This is a genomic window from Ancylobacter sp. VNQ12, assembly GCF_049445835.1.
GTDB lineage: Bacteria > Pseudomonadota > Alphaproteobacteria > Rhizobiales > Xanthobacteraceae > Ancylobacter.
Map to the genome: position 1 here is coordinate 1 of NZ_JBMSDU010000037.1, position 12,122 is coordinate 12,122.

Here is a 12,122-nt window from a genome sequence, read left to right on the forward strand (position 1 = left end):
AGCCCATGTCACGACCAGATCACCCTGAGACCCGGTCTCCCGCCGCATCGCCATCTCACACGCCCCCGTCCGAATCGCGATGTTCAGACGGAATCAGGCGAATGCGACTTCGTCAACGGGCTGTTAAGCTAATCCGACCTTCTTTTCGAACTCGACCGGGCTGATGTAGCCGATGGTCGAGTGCCTGCGAACGGCGTTGTAGAACCACTCAATGTAATCGAACACGTCGGCGCGAGCGTCGTCGCGTGTCCGGTAGACCCTGCCTCTGATCCGCTCGGGCTTCAGCGAGGAGAAAAAGCTCTTTGTCGAGGCATTGTCCCAGACATTACCCGAGCGGCTCATCGAGTAGGTGACGCCGTTGTCGGCCATGAGCTTCTGGAACTGCTCGCTGGCATACTGGCTGCCTGGCCGAATGTTTCGGCATGACCACCGAGCTGGGCGCGAGCACGGAGGAAATGCTTGCCCACATGCCGGCAGAACGGAGCAATACCATGTTGCCTGCTAATGCAAGCATGGGTAGCATTTGTTTTCGCCACTAGCGCCTTGCTCCACGCTCGCCAGGAGAGCGGCATGCCGGACGAAACGACCTCTGCGCTCAAGGCGCTTACCCACGGCAAGGTACAGACATCGCATCTCCGCCAGTTTCCCGGAATGACCGGCTGGTTCGACCCGCGTCTGCTGTTGAAGCTGCTATGGCACGTTATCCTCGCGGACGCCTTCGGGCAGTACGCCGACCGGCGTTTGATGGAGGCGGCGCTTGATCCAGCGACGGAGCAGGAACATTTCACGCGGGCTTGCGACAATACGATAGCACCCGACGAGGACGGCGCCGTCTGGATCGACTATGTCTCGGATCTTGGCGACGGGTTTGATGCGACTTACGCCATCGCCTGCCTCTTGGGAGAACCAAGCCTCGACATCGACGGGCAACAGCTCCCGCGCGGGCAGATTCTGGTGATGGGTGGCGATCAGGTTTATCCAACGTCCCTGCGCGATGACTACAAGATCAAGATGCAGCTGCCCTACGAATTCGCGTCGCCGCGGATCAAAGGAGAGGACGGACGCCCTCTCTACGTGGTGCCTGGAAACCACGACTGGTACGATGGCCTGGTGACCTTCCTTGCGCTGTTCTGCCGAGCCAAACCTACGCGGATCGGCAGCTGGGCAACGAAACAGCGGCGCAGCTATTTCGCCGTGAAACTCACCGACAATTGGTGGCTATGGGCAATCGACATCGCGCTCGTCCGGGACATGGACCAGCCCCAGGCGGATTACTTTGTTGGAATCGCCAAAGGGATGGCTGAGAACAGCAATGTCATCCTGTGCAGCGCCGAGCCGGGCTGGTACTCAGCCGAGGTTGACGGCGACGCGTACAGAACGCTGAGCTATGCAGCAGGGATCGCCAAGAACGCCGACAAAAGCCTGCGGCTTCCTCTCACGCTGTCGGGCGACTCTCATCACTATGCGCGCTATGTCGGCGCCAACGGCCATTACATCACCTCGGGCGGCGGCGCCGCTTTCCTGCATGGGACACTCGAGTTGAAGGACGCCATCAAGGCGACCTGGCTTGAGCCGGAAACCGACCTGCGGCTCGAGAATTGCTACCCTTCCAAGGAAGAGAGTTCACGCCTGCTTTTGGGGAACTGGCGCTTTCCGTTTCTCAACCCCGGCCTGGGGCTGGCGATCAGCGGTCTCTACCTCCTTGCGGCCTTTGCTCTGGCATCGTTGTGGCACTGGGACGTCGGCCTGATCATTTACGCCATCCTCTTCCTCGGTTTCTGGGGCTACGGCGCCTATCAGGAAAGCAGTTCGGCGAAAGTCACCCTTCTGGCGGCGGCGCACGCCTTAGCGCACATGCTGGTCATACTGGGCCTGGCGGGCATCGAGCGATGGGCTGAAGGGGTCTGGGGATGGGCCCCATGGCCGTTTCGGCTGCTCGTTCTGACGGTCCCCACCTTCACGATCGGATGGCTCCTGGCGGGACTGATTTATGGGGTCAGCCTGCTGGTGAGCTGTCGCTATTTCGGCATCAGCCACAACGACGCCTTCAGCGCGATGAAGCTGGCGAGTCACCGCCATTTCCTGCGTTTAAGGATCAAGGGCGACCAAGTGACGGTCTATCCCATCAAGCTGGACCGAACGCCGAAGCGCAGCGAATGGGCCATACCGGAGCCAAGGCCCGCGAGGGGACCGGTTTTCGTGCCAACGCCCCGGCTACAACCCGAGCTCATCGAAGAGCCGATCGTCATTAAGGCAAGAGGCGCGACGAGCACGGAGGACGTGAAGCCTGCCGCCGAGCTTCCCGAAAATTGAGTAGGCTGCTGGCGCCTATGTGCGCACATGCAAGCAGGGTTGCCATCCCAGAATGATCAGTCGAGCTCGCGCCCGAGATCGCGCATGATCGTGTCTCCGAGTTCACGCACCCAGTCACCGAAGGTGCGCGAGCGAATCAACGAGCCTTCGGTCTGCTGACGCGCCGCTCGGAGAACATTGCCCAACTCAGCCAGGAGGCGCCGAAGCAGATCGGCCCGCTTCGCCGCGTGGAGCTGGAGCGCCTTCTCGTGAGCGCTGAGCGGCCGCCCACGGCGTTCGGCGATCATCTTGTCGATGAGGTGGAGCCGCTTCATCGCCTTGCCGTCGAGACCGTACTTCGCACGCAAATCCCAATAGGAGAGCTTGCGCTGCAGGCGGGCCTGGCGGAACTCGAGCTGCTCGAGCACCGAGCGGGCGCGCTGGCCGTTCTGGCGGACAATGCTGTTCGCCCAGCTCAACCGATTGCCTTTGTCGTATTGGGGATAGAGCCGCAACCTGCGCACGGCGGCTTCGCCGGCCCGCCGATAGCGCAGCGGCCCGACCTCACGCTCGCGGCTTTGCAAGGCCTGCCCGCGCAACCCTGCCTGACGCGCCAGCGGGCCGATATGCACCTCCGGCAGCCGATCGAAGAGCAAAGCTCTCTGCCGGTCGCCGCGTTCCTTTGCGGCGGCACGCTGGGCGGCGAGCGTGCGATGGTCCACAACGGCATCGAAGCCGTTGCGCTGAAGAGCCCTATTCTGGTGCTCGGCCCAGGCCGCCCGCCAGATCTTAAGCAGGTTTTCCGAGTTCCACTCGCGCGTTTTCACCGGCCGCAGACCGTCAGGCGTCGCCTGGCGCAGGGTCAGGAGGATATGCGCATGGTGGTTGAGGTGGTTGTCGCCCTTTTCCGGCACGGGCTCATGGATCGCGAGATCAGCCACCATGCCGCGGGACACGAAGTGCTCGGCGATGAAGCCGCGCACCAGCTCGACCCGCTGCTCATGGGTGAGCTCATGCGGCAGCGCCAGGTTGATCTCCCGGGCAAGCTGCGCATCGACCCGCTTCTCGCCCTGCTCGACGGCGTTCCAGAGCGCTTCACGATCCGTTAGCCAGGGAGCACTACCCTCCGGCGCCATGATCTCGCGATGCGCCACGCCTCGGCGCTTGCTGTAATCCTCGGTGAGGTTGCGTCGCGAATCGTGTAGACGTTCGCCAGCACGGTAGGCGGCCATGGCCACCACCGAACGCCCGGCAGAGCGTTTCACGACCTGCACTGCGAAATGGTAGGACGCCATGGGCGCCTCCATAGGAAAAAACGTCGCCTCATAGGCGACACGATACGGCGGATAGCCACCTCCCGGTGGCGGCCGTGCACCTATGTCGCGAAGCGATGTATAAGTGCGCCCTTACCACCACCTCCTGCAAAATACCTCTCACGGCCACGTATCTGCAACCGAACCGCAACACCCGCCGAGCGCCAACCTGGCGCCCTCTCCGACATGTGATGACGGACGTCTTCTCTCCCTGGAGAGAGCCAGGGCACCGGCGACTCCAGGGAACCTTCCGACCCAGGTTCGACCGCCTCAGACGCCCGCTAGATCATTTTGCGCACCGCCCTCCCGGGCGGGCTAGCACGGCCGCACCAAACGCATCCAAGGCCCCCGCAGGGGCCTTGCAAGGCATCCTGACCCTAGACCGTCAGGACGAGGTCGACCGGCTTGCGCCAGGGCAGGCAGGACTTCTCGTGGACGGTCACGTCCACCAGGCGGCGCTGGAGGAGCTTGACGTCGGGATCGACGACAGCCGGGTCGGACTTCTCCCAGCCCTCTCTGGCCCAGTCCTCCAGGTCGTAGTCGGTGTCCGAACTGATCTCGATCTCGTAGACGCGCACCTCGCTGAGGAGGATGCGGTAGGGTTTGAAGGGTCTGTTGGTCATGGCGATGTCTTTCATGGGTTATCTGGCGCCGGCTCCTTGGGTGACCGGCGCCGATCTTCCCGCGCGGCCCCGTGAGCCCCAAGGGGGCGGGCCCCGGTCAAGAGGCAACACGGGAGCGCAGCGAATGGAGCGGGCAGCCTCTTGACGGGGGACACGGGCCGCGCATCTCCACGCGCCGGTCACCCGAGGGCGGGCTCCGATCCCATGAGACCGCGAGGCACCCACACCGGGCAAGCACGTGCCGGGTCTTCTCGGTCACCGGGTGGAATCCGAGCCGATCCTCGGACATCCGACCGGCGGCGGCACGGTAGGGTGGGGAGCCCTACCCTACTCGTAACACTCCGGCTCGCGCCCGCCTGGACGGCTGTACGCGCTGGTCGCTCCGCACCGGGCACCATTGCGCTTGTAGTCAGTCGCAGATGCCTACATACGCCTCTCGGAGAGGCCGACGCCCCATGGTCCGCGGCGTTGCCAGCGAAGCGGCGGGCGCCACCGCGTTGGACGAAGGTTCCCGCGGCGGTGCCGCCGTAGGCGGCGCGGACGCGGTGAGGTAGTCCGCATGCACCCAGCCACGCTGGCCGCCGACGGCGGCCCTCCACCACCGGCCTTCGGACCCGGAGACCGTGACCGAGGCGCCAGCCTCGAGGCGCAGGAGCACCTGCGCACTCGTCGAAGGTGCCGCCCGGAGATTGACGCGGGCGGTCGTGAACATGACCGCCGACCAGGCGGGCAGAGGATCGCTGAGCGCCGGAGGCGGCGGCACCGCGGCCAGCGGGGCCGATGCGCGCGGCGCAGCCGGCATGGTGACAGACGCCACGCGCGGGCTCTCGCGCGACGAGCAGTAGGCGAGCGCGAGCAGACCGAAGATCACCATGCCCAGACGCGGCGTACTGTTGCCGGCCATAGGAGAGGGCCGCTCAGCACGCCCGCCGCAGGCGGGAGCGCTGCGACGCGAGCGGCCGCGGCGAAGCAAGGCCGCGGCGCCGGCACATATGGACGAGATGGCGGTTCATGATTGCCCCCAGCACCCACGGGCATGCTCGCGCTTCTGCAACGCAGAGTCGAGGCCTGCGGGCGGGCACCGCGTATTGTCCTCTGGCACCGGACCTGGTCGAGCCTCCGTGGCGCGCTCCCATTTAAGCGGCGCCATCGGAGGCGAGGCACGACGCTCAGTCGGTCAGGTCCGCGCTGTCGATGTCGCGGTAGCTGTTGCGCACGCGGACCACGGCGAGGTGGTCGGGATCGGCGCGGTAATAAATGATGTAGGCCCCGACCGGAAAGCTCCTACCCCCCGACGAGCTCAGGCTGCGCGCGGTCCCGGAGTTGCCGGCGAGCATGTTCGAGACACCGCCGATGCTGTCTAGGTCAAGTCGGCCGCCGCCACATTATGCTCGGCGATGAACTGCCAGATCTCGACGAGGTCCAGCCGAGCGGCACGCGAAAGGCGGACCTCAAGCGCCACGCCGGACGGCTTTCCCTTGACGGGCCTCCGCCTTGACGGCGCTCATGTCGAGCGGCTCCAGCGGGCCTTGAAGGCCCGCGGCGATGTCCGCGCGCAACGCGTCGAGCTTGGCCTGATTGATCGAGGGCGACCAAACTATGAACCTATCTGAAGGAAAAGGATCAAGCATCAGCAGCTCTCGCCTTTGAAAATGCAAAAATTGGCCACCAACTTAGCGACGCTTACGTTTAAACCTGATCGCGCGCAATTTCTGCTGCAAGCGGATCAATTTCACGAAGGTTCCTGTATAATCGGTCGCCTCATGCGACACATACTTGTTACGATTCTCGGCAATTATTCGAATACAGTGTCGTATGTCGGCAGGCGTAATCGCTCGCAGGTTGATACGCGGCGGCGAAAGAATCAATCCTGTCGGGTGAGCTTCATGCTCGGCCTGCAGTTCCGCAATCGCTAGCCCGAACGTGAGCGCCACGAGTTCCGCTGGATTCTTTCTTACTGCCTCGTAGTGAATTCCTACCACTTTGGAATCCACGAATACGATTTTGGCAGGCCTGACAACCTGGTAAACTGAAACCGATTGCATGGCGACCGCGACGATAGAAGTCAGCTTCTTGGCAGGCTTCCATTTTTCATGGAGCAAAATCCAATACGCTGCATTCTTGAAATGATCGTAGGCTGCATCGGCGTTCTGGTACTCACCCGCTAGCTTAAAATGATTAAACAGGCCCGTGTCTTCCACGGACCTGTTTAATATTTGTGTAAATATCTCCGGCTGCCGAAGTGAATGAAGCCCAGCGTACTCGAAAGACACGATCGGCCTCGACAAGCTCAGCGGTTGGAGTGTAGGCGCTTCGCGGTGCGCTTAACCACGCGATCTATTTGAGGTTTGGCTAAGTTGCGGCCCGCCTCCTGACACAGCTCTGCATCAAGGGCGCGCAGCGCCTGATCGAGTTGCATTTCCTGTTGGGCAGAAAGCTTTGGCGGTCTGGGTGGCTCGCGATAAGGCGAGCGACTAGTGCGAAGCTTGAACATTGCGTCTCCGTGCGGTGATGCCCTCCTCGGGCCACCGCCCGTGAATCAGGGCGAGGTGTATCTCAGAGTAGATTCGGACATCGGGCCCGACGGTGCAAGCAGAAATTCGAATGCTGCCAAATACTTCATCATTTCAATTTTTGCTGTTGCAGCGCGCCCACACTTTCGTCTGTAATGAACTCCCGCGATGCGACAAGTGCGTGGCAGACTCGGAGTAAGCGCCGATCTAGGGCGCTTGCAGGCGCGCCAGCGCCGTGCCGTGGTGACGGCGATCGAGCTCGAGCCCGATAAAAGCCCGCCCGCAGTTGCGGGCGGCGAGCAGCGTCGAGCCGGAGCCACAGAACGGATCGAGCACCAGGCCGCCGGGTGGACAGAACGCTTCGATAAGCGGCTCGAGCACCGACACGGGTTTCTCGGTTGGATGGTGTTTATTCCCGGTATAGACCCAGTCGCGCATATCGCTGAGCGGCATGGCCGGCATGGATGGGCGACCTTTCGCCAGCAGATAGGCCTGCTCATGACTGGCGCCGAGGAAGCGCCGGGAAGATGCATAGCCCTTGCAGAACACCAAGTGCCCGACGGGCTGGAAGCCTGCGATACGCCAGGCCTCCATGAACACGTCAACCTTATTCCAGCCGTAGAAGCTCACACAGAGGCTGTCGGGCTTCAGCACGCGGAACATTTCGGCAAAGGCTGGTGCTACCCAGCGTCCGTTGTCATCGTTGCGCAGCGTCTGCCCGTCGCGGGAACGGTACCGGCAGATATAGGGCGGATCCGTGAGGATGAAGTCCACGCTCGCCGGCGGCATCCGCCGCATCAGGCGGATGCAGTCGCCATGCCGCACACAATTGTGCGGCATGGCGTGGGGGTGGCTCATCGGCCCACCCCGCTATCTTTGGGCTTACGCTTGCGGATGACCAGGCGGCCATCGATGGGCACGCAGGTCAGCTGGATGTTGAAGCCTTCGCCGTTCGTGTGCGGCCAGGCGGCTCCGATACGGGTCCAGAAGGCGGTTTCGCCTTCGCCCTCGACGACATAGACGTCGTGGCTGGGACCGATGGATGGTTTTTTCATGTGGGTTCTCCCTTTGGTTATCCGGTCACGCCCTTCGTGGCCGGTCGGGAGATCAAAAGCGGTGGAGACCTGAGCCCGCAGGGCGCTCGCGGTCATCAGCAACACGGGAGCGGAACGCGAACGGAGCGGGCAGCTGCTTGAACGCGGCAGGACCTGCCGCATCTCCCGTCCGATACCGGCCACGGGGTGCGCCGATCACCATAGGGAGGCTGCTGAAGAACAGATGGAAGACGGCCTCGTGCGTCATTCCGAGCAGCCGTGTAGAAGCCGCTGCCTCGGAAAGTCAGTCAGTTTCCGGCCTGTGCCCGCGCCTCAGACGAGCACCAAAGGACGCGCTTCTCAGGACCCTGCCCGAGAACGATCTGCCATTCTGGGAATACGGCTGGCGCCAACTGCCCAACATGCGCGAGGCCATCGACTACCGTTACCGGCCGCAGCCCATAGTAGTGCCGATGCCCAGCGACGAGGATAGCGGCGGTTGTGCCTTGGCGAATGAGGGAGCCTGCCGTTTTATCGTGCTCTGCGACAGCCTTTCCGGCGTCGAGTTCGATCTTAACGCCGGGCACGATGAGGCCACTGCATGCCAGGGCCTCATTCTGGCCAAAGAGCGAAAAAGGCGCCCGCTCATCAAGGCAAACGTAGGCCGGCTCCTCGTGAGTGCCCGCTACCAGGACCTTGAAATCGTAAGCACTCCTCGGCAGCACCAAACTCAATGGCTTAGCGTCCGTGAACGAGCCGATGGTGAATTCATCAAGCGCCAGCATCGTCTCGCCCCTCGCCCTGAAGCGGCTTGATCAACATTCCCCAGTAAAGCTCAGCGGCTCCCTCCTGGGTCAGCTTGGCGTCTCTTGGCCCGCCATAAAAGCCCATCCCCATACTCCTGAGGAAAAGTGCATGATCGTCTGCCTCGACCCGGAGATGCTCATTGTAGGAATTGTCACTGTTCAGGTGGCCTGAGGCATAGCCAATCCCGTCGCCGAATGACCCGCCCATGAACACGGTGGCCTTGGCGACATCCTTCCCGTGTTTGTAGACGGTGGCATGAAAGCGGTTGGCATCCATCCGCTTGTAGACACCCTCGAAGCCGGGATTCCGACTGGTAAGCTCCGCGAGGGAGTTCTCGAAGAACCGGGCGATGTAACCGAAGGTGTTCTCCAGGAACGCGTCCTTCTCGCGCTGTGTGAAGGTCTTGGCCAGGCGCAGATTGCTCGAACGCGCTGCCGCCGCTGGCGCTTCGCTCGCGACCGACGACCGCATCCGCGCGGAAGGTGCGGGGACCGGCACCTGCGAAGGCGGTGAGATGCGACTGACCGCCTGGCGGATATCCTGCACGACCTGAAGGAATGCCTGATCACGGTCGGGCCACTGGGTCACCGGCTTCCCATCCCGCGGCGTGGCCCGCAACCGGCCGAAGGGCGCGTTCTGCCAGTCGCACGCTCGGAGGATGATCGGAATGACAACGGCTTCGCCGGCGGCTTCACGCTCCAGCGCACGCGCCATTTCCACGTCGTAGCAATAATCCGAGTTCAGAAAATCAGGGCTCACAAGGAGTAGAATGATCTGGTCGTGGTTGATGTGCTCGTCGATGACACCGTGCAGCCGCTCTCCCGCGCCAATGCCGCGATCGTGCCAGGTCGTGATCACGCCCTGGCGCTTGAGAACGGCGAGGTGTTTTTCCAGCTCGTCCCGAAGGGGCTCATCAGCATGGGAATAGGAGAAGAATACGCTCGGCACTAGCGACCCCATAATTGCGGCTGAACTTGTCTCGCGTGGCCGTGACCACGATGCTTCAGCTTACGCCGCGTATCTCAGACTGCCATCATTCGTGCAGGGTCATCCGCACTTATCCCTTGTGTACAAAACGGGAACTTTCAGGTACGCTCGGCGCGAATTTCCGGAGATCAGATTGATGGCTGACGAGCAGAAACTCATCATCGAAACGAACGCCTGTACGTCCGTAATTTTGCAGAAAAGCTTGTCTTCTGTGGTGTTGCAGGCGGCTCTGCAGCCCCCGCCGACCCAGCCGGTTACGCCTTCCTCATCGCCGCTTCCGGCGTCGCCTGCTCCGTCGACAGAGGGCAATAAATGATCCGCCGGCTTCCTAGCGATTTGCCATCCCTGCTGGACGGGCTGAGTCTTCTGGATCCACCCCTTGACGTACAGGGCGGCGTGACTTCGGAAACCTTGCGCCGCCACCTCGCCAAAGAAGCGATCTTGCACGCGATGCGCGAAGGCGGCGCGGCAACGAAAGAAAAGCAGCGGCGGGTGGACGATCCGAAACCTAAAAAATGACTGCCCTTGATTGGCTGACCGAGTCGCAGTGGGCGGCCTTGTCTGCGATCGGCACGCTGGTGTCCGCCGTGCCCGCAATGCTGGGATTGTGGTTTGTAGGCATCCAGATCCGCGCCGCGACAAAGGTCGCGGATATCGAGCTCCTGCAACAGTTCCTGGCAACGGCGGCTCAACTCGAGCGGGGAATGCTCGAAGCTGCATCCGTCGAGGCAAAGGATGCCACCTTCTTCGAGTACCTCAACTATCTCGAATTTCTGGCCGCTGGCCTGAAGAAGGGAATATTTGCGCGGCTCTCGCGTGAGTTTATCCGCGACAAGTTGCTCGACGCCTTCGCAATGATTGAGTTTTATGAGCCATGGCAGGGGAAGCTGGAGAAGGCAAAATCGACGCCGAATGCGCTGAAGTATATTGACCTGTTCCGCCGCCGCAATCGAAGTGAGATAGATTGGCGCAAGGAAATGCTGTCTAAAGGATAGACGCGTACATGTTTATGTACATTCAGGTTTATAAGATCTGTAAACTTATCATATTCATAGAAACATGTTGCAAGGTGACGTTTATCGAGGTGCATGCATGCCTCTGAGTGAAACGGCTCTCCGTTAGTTGTGCCAGTCAAGCCACCTGAAGTCCTTGGCCGTTCGAGCGGACTATTTCCCCACGACGTGATGATGTCTCGAGGCGGCCGTTGCGCTGGGGGATATCCCCCAAGAGGCCCTCGCTGCGCCGCATGAGTGAATGCGCGGTGCCCCCTCAACATCACTGCATGCGACTAGGCGGTGATTGTTGTTGCTATTCCCGTTTAGGTTGTGCAACCCTAGCGCTATAGCGTTAGGGAATGCAGGCATCCGCGGGGGCCCGATGTCGGCAGGTGATGATCCTTTAGAGCGAAGCACGGGCACTCCCGCGACGGTGAAAAAGGCCGGCACGGGTACGTCGTGGCTATCTTGGATTGTATTGGCCGCTGGTCGCGCGACCCTCTTCGGTTCAGCGGCGATCGGTGCGGTCGTTTTGGTCCTTGCGCTTTTCACGCTGCTGAATATAGACGCGGTTTCGCGGTTGGCCGCCGATCACGTTCTGGCCAATGCGATCCGTCCCAGCGGGCGAGAGATGCCCGCGACGTCTGGAACAATCCCGTACGCCGCCGGCGACATCCAAATCATCGGAGGGATGGGACAGGGCCTGAGCTGTAGCCTGCCTCCATTGTTGGAGAAATACGCCTTCCCTACCGATGGCAACAAGTCACCCGTGGGCCTCAAGATGCGCCAAGCCTGCGCCTATCATGATTATTGCTATCGGCATGGCGCTGCCACTTATGGATATACACAGGCCGATTGTGACTTTGCACTTCAGACGCAGGCTTTTCGTCTGTGCAAATTCATTGAAAAAGAGAACGATTCCGACACCGACAAGGGTACAGACAGCGACTGCATCCGCGACGCGCGGCTTGTTACACTGGGGGTGCTCCTCGGCGGAAGTGACTCGTTTCGCTCAATGAACGACCGAGAGGACGCTTCGACGTTCTTCGAATTCGATCCCTACCCCACACAATCCCAGCAACATACCGTCTACCGCGTGGCTGACGCTCCGGCTGAAAAAACCGGGCGGCGGATGAAGGCTATGTACCGGTTTAGAATTCGTCCTTCGGGTATAATTATTGATTACGCGGTTATTGAGGAGCCGTTTCGCCCCTTCACCAATCTTTCCGGCAGTCCACAGTTCTTGACCGTTGCACCACTGGTCGTCCGCACTGGAGTGGGAGCGGCGGCGGTGGACTGGTTCGTGTGGTGGCAGCGAGTCAGCGAGGACGAAACGACAGGCCGACTGCTGGCGCTCGCGCCAGGTTTGGCGACCCCAGATGAACTCAAGTGCCTCGTCAAGCTTGACGATTGCCTCGATGCCGCTCCGCAGTAAGCGCGAAAATCCCTGCACCTATTCATTGGCGGAGCATTGAGGGATTCTGTGTCCACAACGGAGACTGTGGACACAATGACATTGAATGGCATGGGCCTTTCGGGGCCGCTTCGGGTGACCAAG

16 protein-coding genes and 1 pseudogene are annotated in these 12,122 nt (G+C 61.5%); 5 read left to right on the top strand and 12 right to left on the bottom strand.

Annotated elements, in window-relative coordinates; translation table 11 throughout:
- Window positions 1-123: 123 nt before the first annotated feature.
- Window positions 124-405: pseudogene (locus ACO2RV_RS24245) on the bottom strand (IS3 family transposase); the annotation flags it as partial.
- Between the two features lie 165 nt (window positions 406-570).
- Here ACO2RV_RS24245 and ACO2RV_RS24250 point away from each other — a divergent pair.
- Window positions 571-2,313 carry a hypothetical protein gene (locus ACO2RV_RS24250; RefSeq protein WP_423296772.1) on the top strand — a complete coding sequence of 581 codons (1,743 nt, stop codon included), beginning with the start codon at window positions 571-573 and terminating at the stop codon, window positions 2,311-2,313.
- A 56-nt stretch (window positions 2,314-2,369) separates the two neighbouring features.
- Here ACO2RV_RS24250 and mobQ read toward each other — a convergent pair whose 3' ends face one another.
- From mobQ to ACO2RV_RS24305, 11 genes are all read right to left on the bottom strand, one after another.
- Window positions 2,370-3,587: a MobQ family relaxase gene (gene mobQ, locus ACO2RV_RS24255; protein ID WP_423296773.1), complete on the bottom strand. Its 1,218-nt coding sequence runs from the start codon at window positions 3,585-3,587 to the stop codon at window positions 2,370-2,372.
- A 395-nt stretch (window positions 3,588-3,982) separates the two neighbouring features.
- Window positions 3,983-4,228: a hypothetical protein gene (locus ACO2RV_RS24260; protein ID WP_423296774.1), complete on the bottom strand. Its 246-nt coding sequence runs from the start codon at window positions 4,226-4,228 to the stop codon at window positions 3,983-3,985.
- Window positions 4,229-4,637: 409 nt separating this feature from the next.
- Window positions 4,638-5,132, bottom strand: coding sequence for an SH3 domain-containing protein (locus ACO2RV_RS24265; protein ID WP_423296775.1), 495 nt, complete (start codon window positions 5,130-5,132; stop codon window positions 4,638-4,640).
- Between the two features lie 265 nt (window positions 5,133-5,397).
- The gene (locus tag ACO2RV_RS24270; protein ID WP_423296776.1) at window positions 5,398-5,565 is read right to left on the bottom strand and encodes a hypothetical protein; all 168 of its coding nucleotides are present in this window, start codon (window positions 5,563-5,565) and stop codon (window positions 5,398-5,400) included.
- 114 nt (window positions 5,566-5,679) lie between these two features.
- Window positions 5,680-5,859: a hypothetical protein gene (locus ACO2RV_RS24275; RefSeq protein ID WP_423296777.1), complete on the bottom strand. Its 180-nt coding sequence runs from the start codon at window positions 5,857-5,859 to the stop codon at window positions 5,680-5,682.
- Window positions 5,860-5,901: 42 nt separating this feature from the next.
- On the bottom strand, window positions 5,902-6,429 hold the full coding sequence (locus ACO2RV_RS24280) for a hypothetical protein (RefSeq protein ID WP_423296778.1): 528 nt from the start codon (window positions 6,427-6,429) through the stop codon (window positions 5,902-5,904).
- A gap of 89 nt (window positions 6,430-6,518) precedes the next feature.
- On the bottom strand, window positions 6,519-6,722 hold the full coding sequence (locus ACO2RV_RS24285) for a hypothetical protein (RefSeq protein WP_423296779.1): 204 nt from the start codon (window positions 6,720-6,722) through the stop codon (window positions 6,519-6,521).
- Window positions 6,723-6,948: 226 nt separating this feature from the next.
- The gene (locus ACO2RV_RS24290; RefSeq protein ID WP_423296780.1) at window positions 6,949-7,599 is read right to left on the bottom strand and encodes a DNA methyltransferase; all 651 of its coding nucleotides are present in this window, start codon (window positions 7,597-7,599) and stop codon (window positions 6,949-6,951) included.
- Window positions 7,596-7,796, bottom strand: a complete 201-nt coding sequence (locus tag ACO2RV_RS24295; RefSeq protein ID WP_423296781.1) for a hypothetical protein — start codon at window positions 7,794-7,796, stop codon at window positions 7,596-7,598. The genes ACO2RV_RS24290 and ACO2RV_RS24295 overlap by 4 nt, the downstream gene beginning before the upstream one ends.
- 287 nt (window positions 7,797-8,083) lie before the next feature.
- The gene (locus tag ACO2RV_RS24300; RefSeq protein WP_423296782.1) at window positions 8,084-8,560 is read right to left on the bottom strand and encodes a hypothetical protein; all 477 of its coding nucleotides are present in this window, start codon (window positions 8,558-8,560) and stop codon (window positions 8,084-8,086) included.
- A complete protein-coding gene (locus ACO2RV_RS24305; protein ID WP_423296783.1) occupies window positions 8,547-9,530 on the bottom strand; it encodes a toll/interleukin-1 receptor domain-containing protein in 984 nt (327 codons plus the stop codon). Before ACO2RV_RS24305 ends, ACO2RV_RS24300 begins: the two co-directional genes overlap by 14 nt.
- Window positions 9,531-9,705: 175 nt before the next feature.
- On the opposite strand from ACO2RV_RS24305, the gene ACO2RV_RS24310 reads away from it, so the two are divergent.
- The 4 genes from ACO2RV_RS24310 (at window position 9,706) to ACO2RV_RS24325 (ending at window position 11,999) form a co-directional block, all read left to right on the top strand.
- Window positions 9,706-9,885, top strand: coding sequence for a hypothetical protein (locus ACO2RV_RS24310; protein ID WP_423296784.1), 180 nt, complete (start codon window positions 9,706-9,708; stop codon window positions 9,883-9,885).
- On the top strand, window positions 9,882-10,088 hold the full coding sequence (locus ACO2RV_RS24315) for a hypothetical protein (protein WP_423296785.1): 207 nt from the start codon (window positions 9,882-9,884) through the stop codon (window positions 10,086-10,088). Before ACO2RV_RS24310 ends, ACO2RV_RS24315 begins: the two co-directional genes overlap by 4 nt.
- The gene (locus ACO2RV_RS24320) at window positions 10,085-10,564 is read left to right on the top strand and encodes a hypothetical protein (RefSeq protein WP_423296786.1); all 480 of its coding nucleotides are present in this window, start codon (window positions 10,085-10,087) and stop codon (window positions 10,562-10,564) included. Before ACO2RV_RS24315 ends, ACO2RV_RS24320 begins: the two co-directional genes overlap by 4 nt.
- 382 nt (window positions 10,565-10,946) lie before the next feature.
- Complete coding sequence (locus tag ACO2RV_RS24325) at window positions 10,947-11,999, top strand: hypothetical protein (RefSeq protein ID WP_423296787.1); 1,053 nt, start codon at window positions 10,947-10,949, stop codon at window positions 11,997-11,999.
- The last annotated feature ends 123 nt before the right edge of the window (window positions 12,000-12,122 follow it).